24 protein-coding genes are annotated in these 25,369 nt (G+C 65.5%); 3 read left to right on the top strand and 21 right to left on the bottom strand.

Features of this window, described 5'->3' with window-relative positions; genetic code table 11:
- Window positions 1-39 precede the first annotated feature (39 nt).
- Window positions 40-2,319 (bottom strand): patatin-like protein, encoded by a 2,280-nt coding sequence (locus FHW96_RS11270; RefSeq protein WP_172340669.1) that lies wholly within the window; start codon window positions 2,317-2,319, stop codon window positions 40-42.
- A 40-nt stretch (window positions 2,320-2,359) separates the two neighbouring features.
- The gene (locus tag FHW96_RS11265) at window positions 2,360-3,007 is read right to left on the bottom strand and encodes a trimeric intracellular cation channel family protein (RefSeq protein WP_172340668.1); all 648 of its coding nucleotides are present in this window, start codon (window positions 3,005-3,007) and stop codon (window positions 2,360-2,362) included.
- Window positions 3,008-3,204: 197 nt separating this feature from the next.
- On the opposite strand from FHW96_RS11265, the gene FHW96_RS11260 reads away from it, so the two are divergent.
- The gene (locus FHW96_RS11260) at window positions 3,205-4,503 is read left to right on the top strand and encodes a sugar MFS transporter (RefSeq protein ID WP_172340667.1); all 1,299 of its coding nucleotides are present in this window, start codon (window positions 3,205-3,207) and stop codon (window positions 4,501-4,503) included.
- Between the two features lie 87 nt (window positions 4,504-4,590).
- On the opposite strand, the gene FHW96_RS11255 is transcribed toward FHW96_RS11260, so the two are convergent.
- From FHW96_RS11255 to FHW96_RS11175, 17 genes are all read right to left on the bottom strand, one after another.
- On the bottom strand, window positions 4,591-6,393 hold the full coding sequence (locus FHW96_RS11255; protein ID WP_172340666.1) for a DEAD/DEAH box helicase: 1,803 nt from the start codon (window positions 6,391-6,393) through the stop codon (window positions 4,591-4,593).
- Between the two features lie 195 nt (window positions 6,394-6,588).
- Entirely contained in the window at window positions 6,589-7,608 is a 1,020-nt protein-coding gene (locus FHW96_RS11250; RefSeq protein WP_172340665.1) for an adenosine deaminase, read from the bottom strand.
- A gap of 9 nt (window positions 7,609-7,617) precedes the next feature.
- Entirely contained in the window at window positions 7,618-8,877 is a 1,260-nt protein-coding gene (guaD, locus tag FHW96_RS11245; protein WP_172340664.1) for a guanine deaminase, read from the bottom strand.
- Window positions 8,874-9,776, bottom strand: a complete 903-nt coding sequence (xdhC, locus tag FHW96_RS11240; RefSeq protein ID WP_172340663.1) for a xanthine dehydrogenase accessory protein XdhC — start codon at window positions 9,774-9,776, stop codon at window positions 8,874-8,876. The genes guaD and xdhC overlap by 4 nt, the downstream gene beginning before the upstream one ends.
- Window positions 9,773-12,058 carry a xanthine dehydrogenase molybdopterin binding subunit gene (xdhB, locus tag FHW96_RS11235; protein ID WP_172340662.1) on the bottom strand — a complete coding sequence of 762 codons (2,286 nt, stop codon included), beginning with the start codon at window positions 12,056-12,058 and terminating at the stop codon, window positions 9,773-9,775. Before xdhB ends, xdhC begins: the two co-directional genes overlap by 4 nt.
- Window positions 12,051-13,448, bottom strand: a complete 1,398-nt coding sequence (gene xdhA / locus FHW96_RS11230) for a xanthine dehydrogenase small subunit (RefSeq protein WP_172340661.1) — start codon at window positions 13,446-13,448, stop codon at window positions 12,051-12,053. The genes xdhB and xdhA overlap by 8 nt, the downstream gene beginning before the upstream one ends.
- Window position 13,449: 1 nt before the next feature.
- Complete coding sequence (gene uraH / locus FHW96_RS11225) at window positions 13,450-13,800, bottom strand: hydroxyisourate hydrolase (protein ID WP_172340660.1); 351 nt, start codon at window positions 13,798-13,800, stop codon at window positions 13,450-13,452.
- Window positions 13,797-14,237, bottom strand: coding sequence for a 2-oxo-4-hydroxy-4-carboxy-5-ureidoimidazoline decarboxylase (gene uraD / locus FHW96_RS11220; protein ID WP_172340659.1), 441 nt, complete (start codon window positions 14,235-14,237; stop codon window positions 13,797-13,799). Before uraD ends, uraH begins: the two co-directional genes overlap by 4 nt.
- Window positions 14,234-14,614, bottom strand: coding sequence for an oxalurate catabolism protein HpxZ (gene hpxZ, locus FHW96_RS11215; protein ID WP_172340658.1), 381 nt, complete (start codon window positions 14,612-14,614; stop codon window positions 14,234-14,236). The genes uraD and hpxZ overlap by 4 nt, the downstream gene beginning before the upstream one ends.
- On the bottom strand, window positions 14,611-15,504 hold the full coding sequence (gene puuE / locus FHW96_RS11210; protein ID WP_172340657.1) for an allantoinase PuuE: 894 nt from the start codon (window positions 15,502-15,504) through the stop codon (window positions 14,611-14,613). Before puuE ends, hpxZ begins: the two co-directional genes overlap by 4 nt.
- The gene (locus FHW96_RS11205; RefSeq protein ID WP_172340656.1) at window positions 15,501-16,739 is read right to left on the bottom strand and encodes an alanine--glyoxylate aminotransferase family protein; all 1,239 of its coding nucleotides are present in this window, start codon (window positions 16,737-16,739) and stop codon (window positions 15,501-15,503) included. The genes puuE and FHW96_RS11205 overlap by 4 nt, the downstream gene beginning before the upstream one ends.
- The gene (locus FHW96_RS11200) at window positions 16,732-17,958 is read right to left on the bottom strand and encodes an allantoate amidohydrolase (RefSeq protein WP_172340655.1); all 1,227 of its coding nucleotides are present in this window, start codon (window positions 17,956-17,958) and stop codon (window positions 16,732-16,734) included. Before FHW96_RS11200 ends, FHW96_RS11205 begins: the two co-directional genes overlap by 8 nt.
- A complete protein-coding gene (locus FHW96_RS11195; RefSeq protein WP_172340811.1) occupies window positions 17,952-19,529 on the bottom strand; it encodes a gamma-glutamyltransferase family protein in 1,578 nt (525 codons plus the stop codon). Before FHW96_RS11195 ends, FHW96_RS11200 begins: the two co-directional genes overlap by 7 nt.
- On the bottom strand, window positions 19,529-20,863 hold the full coding sequence (locus FHW96_RS11190) for an NCS2 family permease (protein WP_172340654.1): 1,335 nt from the start codon (window positions 20,861-20,863) through the stop codon (window positions 19,529-19,531). The genes FHW96_RS11195 and FHW96_RS11190 overlap by 1 nt, the downstream gene beginning before the upstream one ends.
- Window positions 20,860-22,113, bottom strand: coding sequence for an AtzE family amidohydrolase (locus tag FHW96_RS11185; RefSeq protein WP_172340653.1), 1,254 nt, complete (start codon window positions 22,111-22,113; stop codon window positions 20,860-20,862). Before FHW96_RS11185 ends, FHW96_RS11190 begins: the two co-directional genes overlap by 4 nt.
- Entirely contained in the window at window positions 22,110-22,289 is a 180-nt protein-coding gene (locus tag FHW96_RS11180) for a hypothetical protein (protein ID WP_172340652.1), read from the bottom strand. The genes FHW96_RS11185 and FHW96_RS11180 overlap by 4 nt, the downstream gene beginning before the upstream one ends.
- A 111-nt stretch (window positions 22,290-22,400) precedes the next feature.
- On the bottom strand, window positions 22,401-22,958 hold the full coding sequence (locus tag FHW96_RS11175; protein ID WP_172340651.1) for a phosphoribosyltransferase: 558 nt from the start codon (window positions 22,956-22,958) through the stop codon (window positions 22,401-22,403).
- Window positions 22,959-23,138: 180 nt separating this feature from the next.
- Here FHW96_RS11175 and FHW96_RS11170 point away from each other — a divergent pair, with 180 nt between their 5' ends.
- Complete coding sequence (locus FHW96_RS11170; RefSeq protein ID WP_172340650.1) at window positions 23,139-23,429, top strand: EthD family reductase; 291 nt, start codon at window positions 23,139-23,141, stop codon at window positions 23,427-23,429.
- A 30-nt stretch (window positions 23,430-23,459) separates the two neighbouring features.
- On the opposite strand, the gene FHW96_RS11165 is transcribed toward FHW96_RS11170, so the two are convergent.
- Window positions 23,460-24,443, bottom strand: coding sequence for a 5'-methylthioadenosine/S-adenosylhomocysteine nucleosidase (locus FHW96_RS11165; RefSeq protein WP_172340649.1), 984 nt, complete (start codon window positions 24,441-24,443; stop codon window positions 23,460-23,462).
- Window positions 24,444-24,560: 117 nt separating this feature from the next.
- Between FHW96_RS11165 and FHW96_RS11160 the strand changes: the two genes are divergently transcribed.
- Window positions 24,561-24,830 (top strand): hypothetical protein, encoded by a 270-nt coding sequence (locus FHW96_RS11160; protein WP_216650865.1) that lies wholly within the window; start codon window positions 24,561-24,563, stop codon window positions 24,828-24,830.
- A gap of 22 nt (window positions 24,831-24,852) precedes the next feature.
- Here the strand turns inward: FHW96_RS11160 and FHW96_RS26730 are convergent, their stop codons facing one another.
- Window positions 24,853-25,341: a tannase/feruloyl esterase family alpha/beta hydrolase gene (locus FHW96_RS26730; RefSeq protein WP_371815697.1), complete on the bottom strand. Its 489-nt coding sequence runs from the start codon at window positions 25,339-25,341 to the stop codon at window positions 24,853-24,855.
- Window positions 25,342-25,369: the final 28 nt, after the last annotated feature.

Genomic DNA, 25,369 nt, shown 5'->3' with positions numbered 1-25,369 from the left:
CACTTATTGGACTTGCTGGGGATATTTGGATAAAGTCCGTTAGTAAGGACGTAAAGACAATTCCGCACGCAGGCTGGCGATCAGCTCCGGATCGGCGGTCAGTTTGCCCTGTTCCTCGTCAAGAATGGCATGAAACAGGCGATGGGCGAATCGCGTGCTCTCCTGCGAATCGATGGCCCCCGGCGCGGTCGAGATCAACAGATCAACCATCCGCGCCGCGCCGTGCAGGCGCCCCATCAGGTAATCATGCTCGCGATAGGCCCGGCTGAAAAAGGCAGCGAAATGATGAAATTCCTCGCCCTTCAATCTTCGCGACAGACCCGTGGCGCCATCGCCTCGGGCCACATCGCGCGGCGAGATGCGGTCGATCTTGACCGGGTTCATCTCGGCCTCGCCCTGTCCCCGCGTCAGGGTCAGCGTGGCCACGTCGTAAAAGGCAAAGCCCAGATAGGCCAGCAGCATGGCCTGTCCCAGCGCGCCGGGCACGTGGCGGATCGCGTTAACCAGAATGGCATCGATCCGCGCGTCCAGTTGCGGCAGCACGCCCGCCGATGCCATATCGCGCAGCACCTCTCCGGGGTTAACCAATACCCGCTCCGGATCGGCCGGAACCGGCGCCGCCACGCCCAGCGCCAGCGACAGGCCCTGCCATGCCGCATCGCGCGCGGTGTCGTGATGATGGGCGGGCACATCGCCCAATTCCTCGCGCGTTTCCTCCAGCCGCCGAATCAGGTGGCGCATCCGGCGCAGGCGGAAGCCGCCGTCATGGCTGCGCAAAAAGGCCAGCATTTCGCTCGACATGCCTTGGCCCGCGGTGCCCCTGGGGCGCAGATTGGCATTGGCCCAGCGGCCCAGCGCGTTGCGGATCGGTGTGCCGATCTGCGCTTCGGGCGCGGCCACCGGCCCGTCGCGGGTTAACGCCTGCGCCAGCGCGTCCAGCGTGATCTCCAGCTTCATTCGCGCATAGGCCTGATAGGCGAAACCGGCCTGTTCGACGGCGGCGGCGTGGGATGCCTGACGCCATGCCGCCATCTGCGTGCTATCGGGACATGTGCCCAGCACATCGCGCCCCAGCGCCATTCGCACCGAGGCTTCCACCTCGGGCTGGATCGCGGCCATAATCTGGCGCACGCGGGCCATATCGGCCGATTGCCGGGACAAAGCCTCCAGATTGTCGCGGATCGGCTGTTCGCGCGGGATGGTGGAAATGGCGCGAAAGATCACGCTGAAAAAGCCCGGCGCGCCGGTGGGCCGGACATTAGAAATCACATTCTGTGTGGGGTCGATATAGAGCAGGCGGCGGTCCACTTCGCGCTCGGCCGGGCGCGAGGGCAGGGCGGCGATGGCCTGCGCAAAGGGCGCGTTGACGAGGATCGAGCCATCCATCAACGCGGCCTCGTTAACCGTTCCGGCGGCAAAATGGGCGGGCAGCACGCGCGAGAGGAACCCCGTCCGCCCGCTCCATTCCTCGTCGCGTTCGGCCATCAGCCGGTCGATTTCGGTGGGCAGCAGCGGGGGGAACGCGCCGGGAAAACTGGCCGAGGCGCGCGCGGCAAAGACCAGTTCGGGCAGCGCCGCCAGCGCCCCATGCCCGGCAACCGCGCGAAAGCTGATGTCCACGCGATGCTCGCGCTCCTCCACCCATGGCGGGCTGTTGAGCGCCACTTTTTCGGGATGGCCCGCATAATCGGTGGCCGTGGTGAACAGGTCGAGCGGGTGCCCCCTGGGCAGCAGTGCCGCCCCGCAGGCGCCATCGGCCATGGCATCCAGCGCCTCGGCGATCAGGCGCGAAAAGCCGATCCCGCTGAACGGCGCCTCGAACCAGCGCGAACGCACCAGCCGGTTGAGCTTGGCCCTGATCTCATCCTCAATGGCCGATGATGTGTGCGATATGGGCGAGGTGCGCGTCAGCAGCATCCGCACCAAAGGCACCGCCCATTGCTTGGCAAAGCCGGTCCAGCCCTGATCGTCGGCATCAAGCAGGCAGTCGATATCGGCCCGTTCCAGCCAAAGCCGCGTCAAAGGTTCGAGCGATTGCCCGGTGTGAATCGCCTGGGCCAGAAACACGCCGTTGAGCCCCCCCGCGCTGGCCCCGGCAACAATATCGGGCAGCACCCAGAGCTGGGTCGCCGACAGATCCGCGATTCTGTTCAGCAGATCGGCATAGATCCGCTCGCTGGGCAAAAGATTGTCGGGATTTTGGCGCAAGCGGCTGGCGCGGGCCAGTTTCCACACTTCCTTGGTCACGCCATGCATGTAAACCGCGAGGCTGATGCCCCCGTAACAGACCAGAGCGAGACGAAGCTCTTTATGACGCATGGGTTACTGTCTGCGCCCAATAGAGTTTACAGGCAAGCGCCTAAAGGTCTTTGTAGGCTGGAAGGCCCAATTGCCAGCGGATCGCGGCAAAGCGCAGGATCAGCCCGCCAAGGAAGCCCACCCCCATCGCCAGCCCGCCATGCAGCCCCATGCTGACCAGCGCAACATAGGACCCCGCCGCCAGCGCCGCCGCCGTCACGTAAATCTCGGGCCGCAGCACGATCGAGGGCACGCCCGCCAGCATATCGCGGAAAATCCCGCCCATACACGCCGTCACCACCCCCATGATCGCGGCCGGCAGCGGCGGTATGCCAAAGGACAGCGCCTTGGCCGCGCCAAACACGCTATAGGCGGCAAGCCCGATGCCATCGCACCATTCCAGCGCTTGTTCCGGCCAGATCCGGCGCGGCGTGAACCACACCACCAGCGCCGCGCCCAGACAGATCGCAATCGGTGCGCTGCGATGCATCCAGAACACCGGCGCCCCGATCAGCACATCGCGCAAGGTGCCCCCGCCCACGCCCGTGATCGCGCCAAAGAACATGAAGGTGACCAGCGTCTTGCGCATCCGCGCCGCCGCCAGTGCGCCCGACAGCGCAAAAACCGTGGTCGCCGCCATATCCAGCCATGGCATGATCCATGCCGAGGCATCCACAACAGGCTGAACAGAGAGGGATGCGGCCACCATTCGTCGCTTTTTCGTCATGCCGGGGCAATTTGCAAGCGTATGCGTGGTGGACAAACGCTTGACAGCGTTGTCGAGATTGCCGAGGGCTAGGCTGCTTGGCGCCTTGCAAACGTATATCTGCGGCTGCGCCATTGCTGCAACGGGATCTGTCGATATGACAGGCGCATAAAGGCACAAGAGGAGGGGGATTTACGCCCATGGCATTGGCTCCAGACACCAAAGGCAGCGCGCAGGCGGGCCAGAATATCGACGCACCGGAATTGCGCCTGTTTGTCATGGCGCTGTTCTTCATCTTCGGCGGCATCACCAGCCTGAATGACGTGATCATTCCCAAGCTGAAGGAACTCTTCACGCTGAATTACACCCAGGCGATGCTGGTGCAATTCTGCTTCTTCACCGCCTATGCGCTGATCGGCCTGCCCGGTGCCGCGCTGGTCAAGCGGATCGGCTATATGCGCGGCGCGGTGGCGGGGCTGCTGGCGATGATGGTGGGCTGCCTGCTCTTCATCCCGGCTTCGAAAAGCGCGACCTATGCGATCTTCCTTGCCGCTCTCTTCGTGTTGGCCAGCGGCGTCGTGGTGGTGCAGGTCGTGACCAACCCGCTGATCTCGCTGCTTGGCCCGGCCAAGACCGCGCACAGTCGCCTGACCTTTGCGCAGGCTTTCAACAGCCTTGGCACGGTGATCTTTCCGCTGGTGGGCGCGCCGATCATCCTTGGCAAGCTCAAGGACGTGAAGGTCGAGGACCTGACCGGCCCGGCGCTTGACGCCTATCGCATGGCCGAAACCCAGCACGTGGTGAACACCTATACCGCTCTGGCCGCCGCGCTGGCGCTGGTGGCCGCTGTGGTGTGGTTCAACCGCAACCGCCTCAAGGGCGAGCAGCATGAGCAGACCTCGCTGGCGGCCGGTTTCGCGCTGCTTTCGCAAAAGCGCTTTGGTCTGGGCGCGCTCTGCATCTTCCTCTATGTCGGCGCGGAAGTGTCGATCGGTTCGCTGATCGTCAACTATCTCAAGCAGTCCAGCGTGCTGGGCCTCGATGATGCCTCGGCGGGCGGCTATATCCCCTATTACTGGGCGGGCGCGCTGGTGGGCCGTTTTGCAGGGTCCGCGCTGCTGCGCGTGGTTTCGCCGGGCAAGGTGCTGACCTTCAACGCGATTGGCGCGATTGCGCTGATCCTGATTTCGACCAACACCACCGGCCATGCGGCAGCCTACAGCCTGCTGCTGATCGGCCTGATGAACTCGATCATGTTCCCCACCATCTTCAGCCTCGCCTGCGAAGGGCTTGGCCCCAAGGCGGCCGATGGTTCGGGCATCATCAACATTGCCATCTTTGGCGGCGCGGTGGTGCCTCTGGCCACGGGCGCGATTGCCGACGGCATGGGCAGCCTTGCCCTGTCGCTGGCACTGCCTGCGATCTGCTATGCGGTCATTGCCTATTTCGGCTGGTTCGCACGCAATCCGGCCTCGGATGCGGCTCTGGCGGAGGGTTAATCCCCTTCGCCCCCATCAGGGCACAGCAAAAGGGCGGCGGAACCGGGTTGGTTCCGCCGCCCTTTCTGTTTTAAAGGCCTATCAGGCTCAGTCGCGACCGCGCGGGCCCTTGCCCTTGAAGCCGCCGCCAAAGCCGCCCTTACCGCCCGCAGGCTTGGGGCGATAGGGCTTTACGCCATTGGGGTGCTGGGCATGGCCTTCGCTGTGCGCAGGACGACGCGCGCCCGGCGCATGGCGGCCCTTGCGGTGCTCGCGGGCCTGCTCGCGCGGGCCGGTGGTGCTGGGCTCGATGTTGACACCGGCCTCATCGTCGCTGCCCGGCACGGCGGTGCGAGCAATGGCATTGCCAAAGCGTTCGGCCAGATTGCGCGGGATTTGCACAAAGGTCTCGTTCGGGCCGATGCGGATCGCGCCGATCTCGCCGCGCGTCACATGGCCGCGGCGGCACAGCAGCGGCAGAATCCAGCGCGGATCGGCGTTCTGCTGACGACCGATGTCGATGCGGAACCAGGCCACATCCTCGAAACCGGCGCGGTGATGCGCCTGACGGATGTTGTCCGGCGCCGATGCGATCAGCTCTTCGGGCTGGGGCAGCGAGGCGCGATGCGAACGCACCAGCGCCAGCGCCAGTTCCTGCGCGCTGCGCTGGCTCATCAGCTCTTCGGCGATGGCCAGATCCTCGGCATCGTCCTCGGCATCGACCGGGGCCAGCATCTTGTCCAGCATGCGCTGACGGTCGGCGGCGCGGATGGCTTCGGGGCTGGGCACTTCGGTCCATTCGGCCTCGATACGCGCGCCGCGCAGCATCATTTCCACCCGGCGACGGCGCGGGAAGGGAACGATGAGGACGGCGGTGCCCTTCTTGCCCGCGCGGCCGGTACGGCCCGAACGGTGCTGAAGCGTTTCGGCGTCACGCGGGATTTCCACATGGACCACCAGCGTCAGATTGGGCAAATCGATGCCGCGCGCGGCAACGTCGGTGGCCACGCAAACGCGGGCGCGGCGGTCACGCAGCGCCTGAAGCGCGTTGTTGCGCTCATTCTGGCTATGCTCGCCCGACAGGGCCACGGCGGCAAAGCCGCGCTCGACCAGCGTGGCGTGCAGGTGGCGCACATTGTCGCGCGTGGCGCAGAACAGGATCGCGGTGTCGGCTTCGTGGAAACGCAGCAGGTTGACCACCGCATGTTCGATGTCGGCCGGGGCCACGGTCATCACCTGATAGGCGATGTCGCCATGGCCGCGGTTTTCGCCCACGGTCGAAATGCGCAGCGCGTCGCGCTGATAGCGGCGGGCCAGCGCCACGATCTGACCCGGCATCGTGGCCGAGAACAACAGCGTGCGGCGGGTTTCGGGCGTAGCTTCAAGGATCTGTTCCAGATCCTCGCGGAAGCCCATGTCGAGCATTTCGTCCGCTTCGTCCAGAACGATCGCCTTCAGACCCGACAGGTCGATGGCGCCGCGCTCCAGATGGTCGCGCAGACGGCCCGGCGTGCCCACCACGATATGTGCGCCCATGTTGAGCTGGCGGCGTTCCTTGACCGGGTCCATCCCGCCAACGCAGGTCACGATGCGCGCGCCCGCCTGCGAATAGAGCCAGGTCAGCTCGCGGCTGACCTGAAGCGCCAGTTCGCGCGTGGGGGCGATGATGAGTGCGAGCGGATCGCGTGCGGGCGGCAGCATTTCGCCGCCATCCAGCAGGTCATTGGCCATCGCCAGACCAAAGGCCACGGTCTTGCCCGATCCGGTCTGCGCCGAAACGATGAGGTCACGGCCATGCGCTTCCTCCTTGATGACGCTGGACTGCACTTCGGTCAGCGAAGTGTAGCCTTGCGTCTCGATGGCGCGAAGGATGCAGGGGGCGAGCGTGGCGGGAAGGTTCGATTCGGTCATGCAAACTCTTGTGGCTCTGCCCCGGTGGGGGCAGGAGGAATGGGAACATTCGGTAACAGGCGCCAAAGGGGCCAAAAGAGGGCGCGACAACAGCCAGCAGCCCGTCATATGGCGCGCCCATAGCGGGAAAATTGCCGTTTGGCTTGTTCTTTTTTTGCGGCAGGTCGAGTCGGGCGGCCCGCCATGGCACAAAATCTAGTTTTGGCGCGCAAATTCCTCGATTGTCGCCAGATGGGTGGCGATTTCCTCGGGGCTCAGAAATGAGCCGGTAAAGCTGTTGCGCGCCAGCGCGGCGATCTGCGCTTTGCCAAGGTTGCGCGCATGCGCCACCGCCCGGTAATTTTCGGCCACATAGCCGCCGAAATAGGCCGGATCATCCGAATTGACCGTGGCGTTCAGCCCAAGCTCAAGCATCCGGTCGATCGGATGATCGGCCAGATCGCCCACCACGCATAATTTCAGATTGGAAAGCGGGCAGACGGTCAGCGTCATCCCCGATTGCGCCAGACGCTCGACCAGCGCGGGGTCTTCCAGTGCGCGGTTGCCATGGTCGATTCGGTCGACATGCAGGATGTCGAGCGCCTCATAGACATAGGCGGGCGGGCCTTCCTCGCCGGCATGGGCCACGCGCTTGAGGCCTGCCTCGCCCGCAGCAGCAAAGACGCGGGCGAATTTCGAAGGCGGATGGCCCAGTTCGGAGGAATCGAGGCCCACGCCCGCAATCCGGTCCAGCCATTTTTCCGCAGCTGTCCATGTGGCAAAGGCGGCCTCCTCGTCCAGATGGCGCAGGAAGGACAGGATCAGCTTCGAGCTGACCCCTTCGACCGCCGCCATGCCCGAAAGCAGCCCCTCGATCACCACGTCAAAGGGAATGCCGCGGTCGGTATGCGTCTGGGGGTCAAAAAAGATCTCGGCGTGGCGTACCCCATCGGCGCGCGCCCGCGCAAAATAGGCGGCGGCCAGATCGTGAAAATCCTGCGCCGTCTGCAAGACCTGCGCCCCGGCATAATAGATGTCGAGAAAGTCCTGAAGATTCGAGAATTGATAGGCCGCGCGCACGTCCTCAACGCTGGCAAAGGGGATCGCCACTCGATTGCGCCGCGCCAGTTCAAACATCAGCTCCGGCTCAAGGCTGCCCTCGATATGCAGGTGAAGCTCGGCCTTGGGGATGCCCCCAATAAATTGGTCCAGGTTGAAATTGTCGAGATCGCTCATGGGCCTATCCTATCGGCAATGGGCAAGGATGCCAGCAATATAGGTGCGCGCCACGCAGCGGTCATCGCCCAGCACCTGCATGGCAAAGAGCTTTTCCGCCAGCCCGGCCCCCTGCGTGCGCATCGCCAGCAAAGGCGTGGCGGCAGGATCCAGCACGATGAAATCGGCCTCCTGCCCCGCCTCCAATCCACCGATGCGATCCGACAGGCCCAGCGCCCGCGCGCCCCCGGCCGTTGCCAGATAGAGCGCGCGAAACGGATCGAGCACCGCGCCCCGCATCTGGCACACCTTATAGGCCTCGCCCTGCGTTGCCAGCATCGAGAAACTCGTGCCCGCGCCCACATCACTGCCCATGCCCACCTTCACCCCGAACCGGTCCGCATGGGCCAGATCGAACAGGCCCGAACCCAGAAACAGATTGCTGGTCGGGCAAAAAGCGATCGCTGATCCGGCCTCGCCCATGCGGCCCATCGCGGCGTCATTCATATGGATGCAATGGGCAAACAGCGATCGCGGCCCCACAAGGCCAAACCGGTCATAGGCGTCGATATAATGCGCGGCGCCAAACCGCGCCTCCACCGCCGCGCATTCGCCAAGGTTTTCCGCCATATGCGTGTGCATCATCACGTCGGCGTGCGCCGCCAGCAGATCGCCCGCCACGCGCAATTGCGCATCGGATGATGTCAGCGCAAAACGCGGCGTCACCGCATAACCCAGCCGCCCGCGTCCGCGCCACCGCGCGATCAGCGCCTCGCTTTCCCCCCGCGCTGCCTCGGGCGTATCGCGCAATCCTTCCGGCCCAAGGTCCATCAGCACCTTGCCCGAAATGATCCGCATATTGCGCGAGAGCGCCGCCTCGAACAAAGCGTCCACGCTGCCCTCATGCACGGTGGCGAAAACCAGCGCGCTGGTCGTGCCGTTGCGCAGCAATTCGTCGAGGAAGAAGGCGGCCACATGGTCGGCATGGGCGCGCTCGGCAAAGGCTTTCTCGGCCGGGAAAATATGCTGCTCCAGCCAGCTCAGCAATTGCTGGCCATGGGCCGCGATTCGCCCGGTCTGCGGATAATGGATATGGGTGTCGATGAAACCCGGCACGATCAGGCCGGGCAAAGCCTCCACCGCCACATCGCCAAACCGCCCCGCCAGATCGGTATAAGCCCCCAGCGCCACCACCAGCCCATCCTCGACCACCAGCAAGCCATCGGGATAATGCCGGACCACATCGGGGGCGGGCGTGGTCAGGATCTCGCCGCGAAACGCATGGATCATGCCGCCTGCTCCATCGCGGCCGCCATGGGCAGCGACAGCAATTGCGCCAGCACGGCAATGGCGATGGTGTCCGGCTCCTTGCCGGTGATGCCGGGGATGCCGATGGGGCAGGTCAGGCGCGCGGCATCCACCCCTTCGCCGCGCAGCCGCGCCAGAAAGCGCGCCCGCTTGGTGGCCGAACCGATCAGCCCGACAAACCGCGCCCTTGACCGCAAGGCCGCCGCCACCAGCCGATAGTCCAGTCCATGGTCATGCGTCAGGATCAGCACCGCACAATCGCCCCCCGCGCTGGCCGCGCATTCGACCAATTCCGCCTCGGGCGCTATCACCACGCCGGGGCGATCATATTCCGCGCGGCTGTCATACCACCCCAGCGAGAGCGGCAACCCATCCATCCGCCCCGCAATCGCCTGGCCGACATGGCCCGCGCCAAACAGCATCAGCGGCAGGCGCGGCCCATCCTGCGGCTCGGCAAAGGCAAAGCCGGGGGCGGGCAGGGGGCCACGTGCGGGAATGGCCATTGCGGGCCTTTTGTCCAGAGCACTCCGCTCCACGCCCCCCTCGCGCAAAATGGTCAGCGTTGGCGCATCGAACCATGCCGCATCGGCCAGATGCTCGACCATCACCCGCACCCGCCCGCCGCAGCACTGGCCCAGCAAAGGCCCCAGCGGATAATCCTGCACCCGCCAGCTTCCGGCCCGATGGGCCAGAATCGCGCGGGCCTGCGCCACCAATTGATGCTCCAGTCGCCCGCCGCCGATCGTGCCCGCCATAGCGCCCGCCGTGATCGCCATGCGCGCGCCGGGCCCGCGCGGGGCCGACCCTTCGGTGGCCAGCACGCTGATCAGCGCGACCGGTTCGCGCGGCAAAGCCTGCCGGGCCAGATCCTGCCAGATCATCGCGCCTTTAACTCCGCAATGGCCTTGAGAACCCGCTCGGGCGTGGCGGGCGCATCCAGCGCGGGCAGGCCGACACCGGGCGCAGCCGCCATCACCGCCTCGCTCAAAGCGCTGAAAACGCTGATCGCCAGCATGAAAGGCGGTTCGCCCACGGCTTTGGAGCGGTGGATCGTCGGCTCGACATTTTCGCCCCGGTCCCACAGGCGAATGTCCATATGGGCGGGGCGGTCGCCGGCCGTGGGGATCTTGTAAGTGCTGGGCGCGTGGGAGAGCAGGCGGCCATCGGGATGGAACACCAGTTCCTCCGTGGTCAGCCAGCCCATGCCCTGAATGAACCCGCCTTCGACCTGCCCCAGATCAATCGCCGGATTGAGCGAGCGTCCCGCGTCATGGAGAATATCGGTCCGCAGCACCTTATGCTCGCCCGTCAGCGTGTCGATCACGACTTCGGAACAGGCCGCGCCATAGGCGAAGTAGTAAAACGGGCGGCCATGATGCGCGGCGCGGTCATAGTGAATGTCGGGCGTGGCGTAAAAGCCGCTGGCCCATAATGGCACCCGAGCCATATAGGCCATGCGGGCCAGCGCGGAAAAAGGCATGGTGGTGTCTCCGGCCACCACGCCCTCGCGGGTAAAGCGCACATCCTGCGCCGTCACGCCATTTTGCGCGGCCAGCCATGCGGCCATCCGCCCCCGGATCTCCATCGCCGCATAATAGGCCGCCATGCCGTTCAGGTCCGAGCCGGAAGAGGCTGCCGTGGCGCTGGTGTTGGGCACTTTGTCGGTGCGCGTGGCGGTGATGCGGATGCGCGAAAGGGGCAGGGCGAAGACATCGGCCACCACTTGCGCCACCTTGGTGTAAAGCCCCTGGCCCATCTCGATCCCGCCGTGGTTCAACTGGATCGAGCCATCGGCATAGACCAGCACCAGCGCGCCTGCCTGATTGAGATGTTGCGCTGTAAAGCTGATGCCGAATTTGACCGGGGTGAGGGCGATGCCCTTTTTGAGCACGCGATGGCTTGCGTTGAAATCCGCCACCGCCGCGCGCCGCGCCGCATAATCGCAGGACACGGCCAGTTCATCCATGATCCGGGGCGCGACATTATCGGCCACGCGCATGCCATAGGGCGTGATGTCGCGCCCCGGCGCATAAAGGTTGGCGCGGCGCACATCCAAAGGATCGCGGCCCACGGCGGCGGCCACATCATCCATGATCCGCTCGATGGCGATCATTCCCTGCGGCCCGCCAAAGCCGCGAAAGGCGGTGTTCGACACGGTGTTGGTGCGCAGACGGTGGCTGAGGATTTCCACCGCGGGCAGCCAATAGGCGTTGTCGGCATGAAACATCGCCCGGTCATTGATCGAGGGCGAGAGGTCCATGCTGATCCCGCAGCGCGAGGCCAGATCGAGTTTCAGCCCGATCAGCACGCCCTCGTCGTCAAAGCCCACGTCATAGCGGATGACAAAATCATGCCGCTTGCCGGTCAGCACCATGTCGTCGTCGCGGTCATAGCGCAGACGCGCGGGCCGCCCCGTTTTCATGGCCACCAGCGCGCAGGCGGCGGCGGGCGCGGTGGCCTGCGTTTCCTTGCCGCCGAAACCGCCGCCCAGCCGCCGCGCCTCCACCGTCACATCGGCGCTGGGGCGGCCCAGCAGATGGGCGACCAGATGCTGCACCTCGGACGGATGCTGGGTCGAGGACCAGACATGGGTCTGTCCGTCCTCCATCGGCATCGCCTGCGCAATCTGGCCTTCGAGGTAGAAATGTTCCTGTCCGCCGATTTCCAGCCTGCCCGACAGGCGGCGCGGGCTGGCGGCCAGCGCGGCATCGGCATCGCCGCGCGCCATGCGCTGGGTCGGTTCGATATGGTCGCCCGCCGCCAGGGCCTGCGCCACGGTCAGATGGGCGGGCAGATCCTCATAGTCCACCTTGGCCAGCCTTGCCGCGCGGCGAGCAGAATCATAGCTTTGCGCGGCCACCAGAAACAAAGGCTGCCCGGCAAAATGCACCTCGTCACTGGCCAGCAGGGGCTCGTCATGGCGCAGCGGGCCGACATTGTTGTCGCCGGGAATATCAGCAGCGGTATAGACCCCCACCACGCCCGGCGCCGCGCGCACCGCCGACAGGTCCATCGCCAGAACGCGCGCATGGGCCCGCGCGCACAGCCCAAAGGCCAGATGCAGCAGCCCGGCAGGCGCGGGCAGATCGTCAATATAGGCCGCCGCGCCCGTTACGTGCAGGCGGGCGCTGTCATGCGCATGGGGTGTGTGGACCTCAGCCATGGCCCACCTCCAATACGCTGACCGCCTCGCCGCTTTGCGCCAGCCACAGGCGGCGCAGCAGGTTGCCCGCCACGGCAAGGCGATAGGCCGATGATCCGCGCACATCGCTCAAAGGCTGATAATCGCGGGATAGAGCGGGGATCGCGGCCTCGATGGTCGCCTCCTCCCATGCCTTGCCGATCAGCGCCTCCTCGGTGGCATGAGCGCGTTTGGGCGTGGCCGCCATGCCGCCAAAGGCGATGCGCGCGCGGGCGATCATGCCATCCTCGATGGACAGATGGAACGCCCCCAGCACCGCCGAAATATCGCTGTCAAAGCGTTTGGAAAGTTTTATGATGGCGATCACCGCATCGGATGCGGGGCGGGGGATGAAGACGCTTTCTACAAATTCCCCCTCGCGCCGGTCCTGCTTGCCATAGGCCAGGAAATAGTCCTCCAGCGCCATTTCGCGCCGCATATCGCCCCGGCGCAGTGTTAATGTCGCGCCAAGGGCGATCAGCGCGGGCGGCATGTCGCCGATCGGCGATCCATTGGCGATATTGCCGCCGATCGTGCCCGCATTGCGCACCGGCGTCCCCGCAATCCGCCGCATCAGCTCGCCCAGATCCGGGTGGAGCCGGGCCAGCACATCCCAGCTTTCCGAATAGCGCACCGCCGCGCCCAGCGTGACGCCCGCCTCATTCTCCCCGATCCCGCGCAGATCGGCCACATCGCCGATGAAGATCACCCGCCCCAGATCGCGCAATTGCTTGGTCACCCACAGGCCGACATCCGTGGCCCCGGCGACGATCCGCGCCTCGGGATAGGCCATCAACAGCGCGGCCAGTTCATCGGCCGAGCGCGGCGCGTGCCAGTTTTCGCCCTCGCCGCGCGGCAGACCCGTCAGGCCCGCCAGCACATCGCCATCATCGCGCGGGGCGGGGGGGCAGGCCGCCGCGCTGTCCAAAATCGGGCCATAGCCGGTGCAGCGGCACAGATTGCCCGACAGCACATCGGCCACAGGACGCCCTACCGTACCCAATCCGCCCCTTGCGCGCCCTTCAAGGCTCATGATGAAACCGGGGGTGCAAAAGCCGCATTGGCTGCCATGGCGCGCCACCATCTCCCCCTGCACCGCGCAGAGGCGATCAGGCGCGCCAAGGCTCTCGACCGTCACCAGCGCCTTGCCGTCGAGCATGGGGGCAAACAGGATGCACGAATTGACCGCGCGCCATTGCACCGTGCTCCCCACGATCTCGCCCAGCAGCACCGTGCAGGCCCCGCAATCGCCCTCGCCGCAGCCTTCCTTGGTGCCCTTTCGGCCCAGTCTTTCGCGGATGAGGTGCAGCGCGGTTTCCTGCGCGCCCGCCTCGATTTTCATCACTTGCCCGTCGAGCAGAAAGCGGATCATCTCAACTCCCGCGATAGGTGGAATAGGAAAATGGTGAGACGAGCAGCGGCACATGGTAATGCCCGCCGCGTTCCGACCCGCTGCTTTGGGCTATGCCGAAATCGATGGAAACTTCGTCCAGAAACGGCGGATCGGGCAGGGCCACGCCCCGGCCCCGGAAATAATCCGCCACGGCAAAGCTCAGGCGATAGCGCCCCGGCGCCAGATCGGCCGGCGCCAGATTGGCCACACGCCCGTCCTCATTGGTCACCCCCTGCGCCGCCAGTCCATGGGGCCCGGTCAGCCGCACCGCCATGCCTGCGGCGGGCGCGCCGTGCATCGTGTCGAGAACATGGGTCGAAAGGCTGCTCATGGCTGATCCTCCAGCCGCAATTTCGTGATTCTACCGATTTCGGCCAGCGCGACGGCGATTTCCGTCTCTGTATCGTGGGCTGCGCGCTCCTCCATCGCGGCCAATATACCAGCCTTGTCGGTCAGCCGCACGCAGATGATGAAAGGCATGTCATGGGCCGCGCGATAGGCCGCGTTGAGCGCATGGAAGCGGGCAAATTCCTCCGGCGTCAAACGGTCCAGCCCGGCGCTGGCTTGTTCGGCGGCGCTGGCCGGCGTCAATGTGCCGTCAATCGCCGCCTTGCCCGCCAGTTCGGGATGGGCGCGGATCAGGGCCAATTGCTCGGCGCGGCTGGCGGCATGGACCACGGCCATCAGATCGGCATGGCGGTCGCCCGATGATGGCGCGGCATCGGCGCGCGCTTCCACCCATGGGGAATGTTCGAAAAGGGCGGTCAATGCGTATGGCCTTCCATGCTGACATGGGCCGAGACGACCTTCCAGCCATCCGGAAATTTGACCCAGGCCTGGGTCTGGCGCCCGCGCCGGTCCGAGCCTTCGCGCCAGAATTCGGCATCGGCGGTGGCGAAAGCATCGCCATAGGTGGTGATCGAGATGCGCCCCAGCCTGCGTTGGGGCGATCCGCCACGCCCACGGCGAAACGCGCGGATCTCCTCGATGCCGTAGAGAACCTCGCCCACGCCATAGCGGTTGGTGGTGGGCGCATCGTGAAACAGCGCGTCCATCGCGGGAATATCATCCGCCATCAGCGCACGCTCATATTGATGGAACGCCGCCGTGACTTCGGCCAGCAGGACCGGATCGTCGATGGTCATGCGCCGCCTCCATAAGGGTGGGTGGCGACCCAGTGGCGGGCGATTTCGCGCCTTGTGGTGATCCACGCCGCCCCGCTGTCGATCACATGGTCGAGGAAACGCGCCACCGCCCGCGCCCGGCCCGGACGCCCCGCGATGCGCCCGTGTAGGCCGATGCTCATCATCCGCCCGCCTTCTTCGGCCAATTGGTCAAATGTGTCGCGCAGATAGCGAAAGAACTGCTCGCCTTCGGTAAAGCCGTTGAGCGCGACCATCTTCATGTCATTGGCGTCGAGGCTGTAGGGCACGATGAGCTGAGCTTTGCCGTGCTTATCATCCCAATAGGGCAGATCGTCGGCATAGGAATCGGCATCGTACAGAAACCCGCCCTCCTGCGCGACGAGGCGCGCGGTGTTGGGGCTGGTGCGCCCCTGATACCAGCCGAGCGGGCGCTCTCCGGTCAGGCGCGTGTGGACTGCGATGGCTCTGGCGATATGTTCGGCCTCCACTTCGGGGGCGATGGTCTGATAGTCGATCCAGCGATAGCCATGGGTGGCCACCTCCCAATCGGCCTTCAGCATGGCCTCGACCGCATCGGGGTTCTGCTCCATGGCGGCGGCCACGCCGAATACGGTGACGGGCGCGGCGCGATCCGTAAACAGGCGGTGGAGCCGCCAGAAACCGGCGCGGCTGCCATATTCGTACAGGCTCTCCATAGCCATGGCGCGGGCCGGATGGCGCGCGGCGCCCACCATGTCGGACAGGAAGCCTTCGGACAGTTCATCGCCGTAAAGCGGGCTGTTTTCCGCGCCTTCCTCATAATTGATGACGAAATTGACCGCGACCCGCGCATCATCGGGCCAATGGGCCGCCGGAGGCGTGGGGCCATAGCCGATCAGGTCGCGGCTCATTGCGCATCGTCCCATGCGTAGAGCGCAGCAGGAACAGCCGCCCCCATCGGCAGCCTGAACCCTTGCGCGCTCAAGCAAGACTCCAGCGCGGCCAGCGTTATCAGCACCTTATGCTTCATCGCATTATAGCCCATAGCCCCGATCCGCCAGATGCGCCCGGCCAGCGGGCCAAAGGCGGTGCCGATCTCGATCTCGAAATGCTCGCGCATCGCGCGGCGGATCGCTTCTCCATCGACGCCATCGGGGATGTAAACGCCTGTCACATTGGTCATCCGGTGGGCATCATCGCCAAACAGCGTCAGGCCCATCGCGCGCAGTCCTGCGCTCATCGCCGCGCCCGCCGCGCGGTGGCGGCGGTATCGCGCCTCCAATCCTTCGCCCAAGGCCACGCGCGCGCATTCCCGTGCGCCATAAAGCATGCTCGTCGCCTCGGTGTGATGGTTCAGCCGCTTCTCGCTCCAGTAATCCATCACCATGGCCAGATCGAAATAGTTCGAACCGATGCGCGGCCCTTGGCCATCGACGGCATCGGCCGCCCGAATGCCCTTTTCATCATGGCGGCGGGCGAAAATCCGCTCGGCCGCCGCGTCCGAAATGGTGATCGGCGCGCTGCCCGACGGCCCGCCGAGGCATTTTTGCAGGCCCCCCGTGATGACATCGACGCCCCAGCGGTCGGCGGCGATTTCCATGCCGCCGATCGTCGCCGTGGCGTCAATATAGGTCAGCGCGCCGACCTCGCGGGCGATCGCGCCAAGGCCATCGAGCGGTTGGGCCATCGTGGTGGACGTATCGCCATGCACGCTGCAAATCAGCGCGGGCCGGACGCGCAGGGCGGCCTCCCGGATCGCCTCCATCGGCACGACCTCGCCCCATGGGGCATCGACGGTTTCAAACCTTGCGCCGATCCGCGTCAGGATCTCCTGCAAGAGCAGCCCGAAGCGTCCGAAATTGACCACCAGCGCTGTCTCGCCAGGCTGGATCATGCTGACCAGCGCCGCCTCGATCCCCGCGCGCGCCGTGCCGTCCACCAGCATGGTCCAGCGGTTCTGCGTGCCGAAGAGCGGGCGATAGAGCGCCATCACCTGATTCATATATTCGGTCATTTCCGGGTCGAACTGGCCCAGCAGATCCGCGCTCATCGCGCGCAGCACGCGCGGATGGGCATTGACCGGCCCCGGCCCCATCAGCAGACGCTGCGGCGGGTCAATCTCGCCAAAGAGCAGCGGATCAAGCATAGGTCGCTCCCAATTTCTCGATAAAGCCCAGCATCACGGAAAGCGCCGCCTCGGCATCTGCAGGTTCGACATGCTCGGCCGGATTGTGGCTGATCCCGTCGCGGCAACGGATGAACAGCATCGCGGTGGGGCACAATTGCGCCATCACCATCGCATCATGCCCCGCCCCCGACACCAGCCGCCGCGCAGCATGGCCGTTTTCCACCAGCGCCTCCTCCAGCAGATCCATCAGCCGCCCGTCGCATGGGCTGGCGGGCAGATCGTGGACCCGCTCAAATTCAAAATCCAGACCGCGCGCATCGGCAATATCGACCAGCGCGTCGAGGATCTGCTCAGCCGCCCGGTTGCGCCGCGCCGCATCGCCCGAACGCACATCGAGCGTAAAGCGCACCTCGCCTGCAATGACATTGGCCGCGCCCGGCATTGCCTCGATCCGGCCCACCGTGGCGACCAGATCGCTTTCATCCGCGCGCGCGATGCTTTCCACCGCCAGCACCATTTCCGCCGCCCCGGCCAGCGCATCGCGGCGCAGCGGCATCGAACTTGTCCCCGCATGGCCCGCCAGGCCGCGCACCACCATGCCGTAGCGCAATTGCGCGGCAATCCCGGTGACGACGCCCAGCGCAAGACCCTCGGCCTCCAGCACCGGGCCTTGCTCGATATGCGCCTCCAGATAAGCCAGCGCGCCGGGGTGCCGCGCGCCGCTCAGCCCATCGGGCGAAAGGCCATATTCGGCCAGAGCCTGCGCCAGCGTGACGCCCTTGGCATCGGCCATGTCGGGCACGCCATCCAGGGCCCCCGCCACCGCCTTGCTGGTCAGCATGGCGGCGGGAAAACGGCTGCCCTCCTCGTCGCCAAAGGCGATGACCTCGATAGGAAAGGGCATATGCCGCCCGGAGGCCGAGAGCGCCGCCACGCATTCAACCCCCAGCATGATGCCCAAAGGCCCATCGTAAAACCCACCATCACGCACGCTGTCCAAATGGCTGGCGATGATGAGGGGGGGCAGATCCGCTGCGCCCGGATAGCGCCCGATCAGATTGGCCGCCGCGTCGGTGCGAGGGGTCATCCCCGCCTCGACCATCCATGCCGACAGCTGCTCACGCGCGGCGCGATAGGCGGGGGTCAGCCATGCGCGGTACAGTCCGCCCTCCATGTCGGAAAAGGGCGCGCGACCCAAAGCCTCGCATCGGGTGACCGCTCTGGCCCCGCCTAGCATGCCGCCGCCTCGCCATCGCTGCGCGGGTCGGTGGCGCCTTCCAACCCTCCGCCGGGGTGGCGCACAATCGCGCCCGCATGGCCCATCATCGCGGTGATCGCTCCGACACGCTCGACATCGTGGCCCGCCGCGATCAAGGCGTTATAGACCTCGGGTGCAAAGCCGTCCTCGATCTTCAACGTGGTGCTTTGATCGCCCCATGTCCGGCCCAGCAGCCAGCGGGGCGCGGAAATCGCCTCCTGCAAATCCGCGCCATAACGGGCATAGCGGGAAAAGATCGCCGCCTGCGTCTGGGGCTGGCCCTCGCCGCCCATCGTGCCATAGGCCATCACGCGGCCATCATCGAACAGGGCCAGCGCGGGATTGAGCGTGTGGAACGGTTTGCGAAAGGGTTTGAGCGCATTCCATCCGCCCGGCGCCAGACGGAAGGAAGCGCCCCGGTTCTGCCATGTGATGCCGGTGCCCGGCAAAACCAGCCCCGAGCCAAATTCGAAATAGGTGCTTTGAATGCAGGAGACGACCTGCCCCCTTCCGTCGGCGGCGCCGAACCAGCAGGTGTCGCCCCACTGGCTGGGTTGGGGCCAAGGCAGGGCGCGCGCCGGATCGATGCGCGCGGCCATCGCGTCCAGCGTGGCGGGATCATCCAGCAGGGCCTGCGGATCGCTCTCCATATATTGCGGATCGCCGCAATGGCGGTCGCGCCAGAGAAAGGCCTGTTTGGTCGCCTCGACAAGGCCGTGAATATGGTCGAAACCGTCCATCGCACCCGCCTGCAACCGGTCGAACAGGGCGAGGATCAGCAGCGATGCCGTCCCTTGCGTCGGCGGAGCGGCATTATACAGCGCGGCGCGGCTGGTCCGCACATGCGGCGGGGCTGGGCGTGTGGCGCAATGCGCGGCAAGGTCGGAGGCCGCAACCGGGCTGCCCAGCGCGGCCAGATCCGAGGCAATATCGGCGGCAAGAGGACCACGATAGAAACTCTCCAGACCTTCCTCGCACAGGCGGCGCAGGGTCTTGGCCAGCAAGGGCTGGCGCAAAAGATCCCCCTCGCGCAGGGGGCGACCATCGGGCTCGAACACGGAGGCATAGGCGCCCGGCTGGATGCGCAATTCCGGCCCCTTGGCGGCGGCAATCTCCGCCCCGCCTTGCGTCACCGCCACGCCCGCCTCGGCATGGGCGATGGCATCACGCAGCAGGCGCTCCAATGGCAATGATCCGTCATCGCTTTCCAGCGCCGCCTGCCATCCGCTGATCGTGCCCGCCACAGTATTGGCCGCCAGCGGCCCGCGCCACGGCACGGCGTCAAGGCCCGCATAGAGCGCAAGATCGGCCCTTTCCGCCGCGCCGCCGCAGCCATGGACGCCATGGACCCGTCCGTCCGCCTCGCGGATCACCCAGAAGCCATCGCCCCCGATCCCGGTCATATGCGGATAGACAACTGCCAAAGCCGCCGCCGCCGCCACGCAGGCCTCCACCGCCGTGCCGCCATCCCGCAAGACCGACAGGCCCGCCCTGCTGGCCAGATAATGGGGCGCGGTGACCATGCCCCCTTCGCCCCGAACGGTCTGCATCACGCCGCCCCCGTCAGCCAGACGAAGCGCGCGATAAACAGCCCCGCCAGCACCAGCAGCAGCCAGTCCTTCTGCGTTATCTTGCCGCGCACCAGCTTGATCAGCGCATGGGCCGCAATGCCCAGCGCCAGACCATTGGCGATGGAAAAGGTGAAAGGAATGCCCACCAGCGTCAGAAAGGCGGGAATCGCGGCCTCCGGATCGGTCCATTCCACATCGGAGAGCGGCACCATCATCAGCGCGCCGACAAGGATCAGCGCGGGCGCGGTGGCCGCGCTGGGCACCAGTTGCGCATAGGGAGCGACAAACATTGCGGCCAGAAACAGCACGCCGGTGATGATCGCGGTCAGGCCCGTGCGCCCGCCGACCTCGACCCCGCTGGCGCTTTCGACATAGGAGGTGACGGTGGATGTGCCCGCCACCGCGCCCACCATCGTGGCCAGCGAATCGGCCACCAGCATCCGGTTAAGCCCCGGAATATTGCCCGCCGGTTCGATCAGGCCCGCGCGGCGCGTGACCGCCATCAGCGTGCCCAGATTGTCAAACAGATCGACGAACAGGAACACGAACAGGATCTCGAAAATCCCCAACCCCGCCTTGCCGCCAAAGCCGAACACGCCGCCAAGGTCGAGCTTGCCCACCGTCTCGGTCATGGCGGCGATGGAATAGGGTTTCACATCGAAACTGACCGCGCCCACGATCCATGCCAGAACCGTCGTGGCCGCAATCGCGATCAGGATCGCCGCATTCACCCGCCACACATGCAGCGCCACCACCAGCACAAGGCCGATAATCGCAAGGATCGGCCCGCTCTCATGCAGATTGCCCAGCGCCAGACCTGTGGCCGGGCTGTTGACCACAAGGCCGCCGTTTTTGAGGCCAATCAGCCCGATGAACAGGCCGATGCCCGCCGCCACCGCCGCGAACAGATGGGCCGGAATCGCCGCCACGATCATCTGGCGTATCCCCGCCAGCGTCAGGATCAGGAAAATTGCCCCTGAAACAAACACGCAGCCCAGCGCAACGGGCCATGGCACATGCATCGACTGGACCACGGTAAAGCTGAAATAGGCGTTGAGCCCCATGCCCGGCGCGAGGGCCAGCGGCGTGTTGGCGATGGTGCCCATCAGGATGCTGGCAAAACCGGCGGCAAAACACGTTGCCGCCGCAACGCCCGCCACCGGCATTCCGGCCAGCCCCAAAATCGAAGGATTGACCAGAATGATATAGGCCATGGTCAGGAAAGTCGTTGCCCCCGCCAGCACCTCGGTGCGGATCGAGGTGCCCCTTTCGGAAAGCGCGAAATGGCGGTCGAGCGTGGACGTGAGGCTCATGGGGCGGTTCCTGTGGTGCCGGTGATCCCGGCGCGGTGAAGGTGGTGGGCGGTGTGGATCAGGCGCGCCTCGGCCCATGCGGGCGCGATCATCTGCACCCCGATGGGCAAAGGCGTGTTTGCCAAAGCGGGGACGGAGATCGCGGGCAGGCCGATAAAGCTGATCGGTTGGCAGAACATGCCCAGATTGGCACGGACGGGAACCGGACGGCCCTCGATCTCAATGGTGGGTTCGCCGATGCGCGGGGCGCTGCATGGCGTGGCGGGGGAGAGCAGCAGGTCGAAATCGGCAAACAGCGCGCGCGCAGACGCGGCAACAATCCGCCGCACCCGCCGCGCGGCCAGCAGCAGATCAGCGGGCATCAGCAATCCGGCCAGCATCCGGTCGCGCACGGCGGGGTCAAAATCCATCGGCCGCGTCATCAGATCGGCGCGGTGCAGGCTGCCCCCCTCCATCGCGGTCATGCAAAAGGCGGCCGAGCGCGCCTGACTGGCGCCGGGCAGCAGGGCGGGGGCGATGGCGCAGCCCAGCGCGGCCAGACCATCGACCACATGGGCCAGCGCGGCATGGGCCTCGGGCGCGGCGCCGGTTGCGAAAAATCCGCGCAGCATGCCCACGCGCAGCGGCGCCATGTCGGAGCTCAGCACAATCGGTTCGGCGGGGCGCTGGTCTTGCGCCGGATCTCGCGGGTCGGGGCCCTGCACCGCGTCATAGGCCGCCGCCAGCATCGCCGGGGTCCGGGCAAACAATCCGGCATGATCGAGGCTGTGAACAAAGGGATAGACCCCCGCGCGCGACAGGCGGCCAAAGGTGGGTTTCAGGCCGTAAACCCCGCAGAGCGAGGCGGGCACCCGGATCGAGCCGTTGGTGTCCGAGCCCAGCGCAACATCGACCAGCCCCGCCGCCACCGCCGCCGCCGAACCGCCCGAGGAACCGCCTGCGATGCGCGTGGGGTCATGGGGGTTGCGGGTGGTGCCGTAATGGCTGTTTTCCGTGGCGAAACCATAGGCATATTCGTCCATGTTGGTCATGCCGACCAACCGGCACCCGGCCGCCTTCAGCCGCGCCACCAGCGTGGCGTCCTGCGCGGCGATCCGGCCATCGTCGGCATTGATCTTGGATCCGGCCAGCGTGACATGGCCCGCCACATCGAACAGATCCTTGGCAGCAAAGCTGGTGCCCGCCAAAGGACCGTCCGGCGCGGGGCCTCCGGGCAGGAGCGTGGTGAAGATATTCAACGTGTCGATCATGGCGCGATCAACTCGGCGGGGTCCTCCATCGGATCGTCAATCTCGCGCAAATGCGCACCATGGCGGGCCAGCAGCGCCAGATTGGCCATGATCCCGGCGTGGCATTCCTCGGGCGGGGCCAGTCCCGCCACGCGCAGCAGGACATCGAGTGTCGCGCCGTCGATGTCCCCGCTCATCTGGCCTCCCTTTGTTGCCCCTGTCCTCTTTGCCCCGGCGGCCCTGTACGAGAAAGCGCAAATTTTTGCCCCATGCGTTGCAAAAATTCGCGCACCTGCGTGCCTGTCGGCTTACTCCTCGCGCAGGATGATCGCCGCCTCGGGCTTGTGCTTGCGGATTTCCTCCTTGGTCAGCCCATCCACCTCATGCGGGAACACCAGCCATTCGTCGGTTTCATAGACATAGAAATCGGGCTTGATATCCACCTTGGACCGGCGCGGCTTGTAGTAAACCGTGGCGCTGCGGATCGTTTTGGGTGTGTTGTGGCGGCATCGCGCGGCCAGTTCCTTCATGAAGGCGGCAATCGAACGCCCGCTGTCGAAAACATCGTCGATTACCAAGAGCTTGTCGGTAGGCTCCAGCGTGTCGATCAGATAGCCCAGCGAATAGACCTGAACCTCGTCCTCCTGACGGTCGATGCCGGTATAGCTGGCCGTGCGCACCGCGATATGGTCGGTCATCACGCCGTGATATTCCAGCAGTTCCTGTACCGCGATGCCCACCGGCGCGCCCCCGCGCCAGATGCCCACGATATGGGTGGGGCGGAAATCGGAATCGAGGATCTTGTTGGCAAGGCGGAAGGAATCGGCAAGCAGGTCATTGGCCGAGAGGTAACGCTTTTCGATCATGGCAGAACGGCTCTTTTGATGTCGGATCATGCAGGGATAAACGCTTTACGCGCCATTGAATAGCGCCCCGGGCAAAAGCGCGTAGGACCAAAGGGCAATTCGCCTATTGCCGATAATTGCGGCAAGTTGGCACCACACAAGCGGCCCGACCAGAACCGGGCGCGGGATGAGGAGAAGATCATGCCTACTCTGGTTGTCAGCTATCCGGTGGGGGATGGCACACAGTTTGATGCCGAATATTATGTGGAAACGCATATTCCTTTGGTCCGGACCTGCTGGACGCCCTATGGATTGAGCAGCGCCGAGGTGCTGTTGCCGCAGGGCGATCAGCCGTGGCACGGGGCGGTGCTGCTGCGTTTTGAAAGCAGCGCGGCAATCGACGCGGCGCTCAACGGCATCGAGACGCCCAAGGTGATGGCCGACCTGCCCAAATTCACCAATATCGCACCGGTCATTTATCGCGCGTTTTGATGGGCTGGGGCTGCGCTTAATTCAGCCCCCTCAATCGGGAAGCGCGGCCACAAACCGCTGCACCACCGTGGCGGCATTGCGCGCGGCAAGGCGGCCAAACACCCATGACTGGTTTGGCCCGCTGTCGCCGCCCGCAAGGTCGGACAGCGAGCGAAAGCCGATGAAGGGCATCTGATTGGCATAGGCGACATGGGCCGTGGCCGCCGTTTCCATGTCCAGCACCTGCGCCTTGAACTGGGCGAAGAGATATTCGCGATATTCGGCATTGTCGGCAAAGGCGGGGCCGGAAATGCCGTTGCCGCCCACCATAACGCGGGGCTGATGGTCGAGGCAGCGCCCCGCCTCGGCGGAAACGCCGCGCGTCTGGGGGATCGGCTCGTTGGCGGGCAGGCAGCGTTCGAGAGCAAAGCCGCCGACCGATTTCTTCGCCAGCGCCAGCAGCGCGGGATCGGCCGGAAACCAGCGATGGCGCTTGGCCGGCTGCGCGGCATTGCCGACGCGCACCGTGCGCGGGATCATCATGCCGTAATTGCTCAGATGGTCGGGGTCGTCATAGATGTCGGGGCTGATGAACTGATCGCCCTTTTTACGGCCCAGCGCGACCTCCATATATTGCGCCCATTGGTCGGCCACCACCACATCGCCCACGACAAGCGCCGGGTCGATGCCGCCCGCGATGCCGGAAAAGACGATGCGTTTGACGTTGAAGCGGTCGATCACCAATTGCGTGTTCATCGCCGCATTGACCATCGATACGCCCGATTGCAGCAGCACCACCCGATGTCCGGCCATCATGCCGGTCAGGATGGTCAGCCCGTTTATGTGATAGGCTTTCGGGGCTTTCACTGCGCCCTCCAGCGCCACCCATTCCGGTTCGAACGCGGTGATGATGACGGTGCGGGGGATGGCGTCCAGCTTGCCTGCGGCGATGGCTGCAGGCTTGGCCGAGGCGGGCACCGCCCCCGCCGCCGATGTTGCAAGGGCAAGAGCAAGCAGGCAGCGGCGGGCGATCATGGCAAACTCCATTGCAAACAGCGCCCAAGGTTGGGACAGCGCGGCGCAACCTGTCAACCGGGCCGAATTGCGGATGGGCCTGTTCAAACCGGGCGCGATGGCGCAAGGACATGCGCCATGGAACTCGACATGCTGCTCACCCACTATTTCAACACCGCTGATCTGGCCGATGTCGATCCCGATACGCTGGCGATGGGCTGCGAACAGCTCGCGCTGGATTTCGGGATCGAGCAGGAGGGCGGGCGCAAATTCGCGCTCTGGGTGCTGCTCGATGCGATGGGCATGGCCCCGCCGCCCGCCGAGGCGTTCAAGGACCATCCCGAACTGGTCGAACCGGCCTATGACTGGCAGCGCGCGACCTATAGGGCAGAACGCGACCAGTCTTAACCGCCAGCCTTAATGCGCAGGGTTAACGCGAGGCGCAGGTGAAGCGGCCCGGATCGCCGGTATATTGGGCAAAACCGGGATAGGGGCAGAGCGGCATAGTCTCGCTCCCGCTCCGGCGAAAGGCGTTGATGGCCTCGGGCGCCGCGCCCTTTTCCACCCAATCGACCACCGCGCCCAGCAGGTCGAACGTGTCAAACGCATTGCCCCCGCCGCAATGGCCCATGCCCGGCACCATATAGAACCGGCTGGCATCGGTGAATGCCGGGCCATTGGCGCCCTGATTCGCCGATGCCGCGCGCTGCCAGTAATCCCATGTGTCGAGCGCGGAGAACCACGGGTCGGAAACGCCGTGATAGAACAAGATCTTGCCGCCATGGCCCAGAAAGCCCGACAAATTGGTCCAGCGGTCGGTGTCGGTTAACCCTTGCACGAAATCGGCGCGGATCGCCTCGATGCGGGCGTCGGGATCGAAGGTCAAGGCGCGGATCGGCGGGCCGAGCGGACCGGGCATGCCGGTGGGCAGAAAGCCGGGGATGCCG

It is taken from the genome of Novosphingobium sp. SG751A, assembly GCF_013149295.1.
Taxonomy (GTDB): domain Bacteria; phylum Pseudomonadota; class Alphaproteobacteria; order Sphingomonadales; family Sphingomonadaceae; genus Novosphingobium.
The sequence above is the reverse complement of the archived record's forward strand: the minus strand, read 5'-3'. Positions and strand labels throughout refer to the sequence as shown.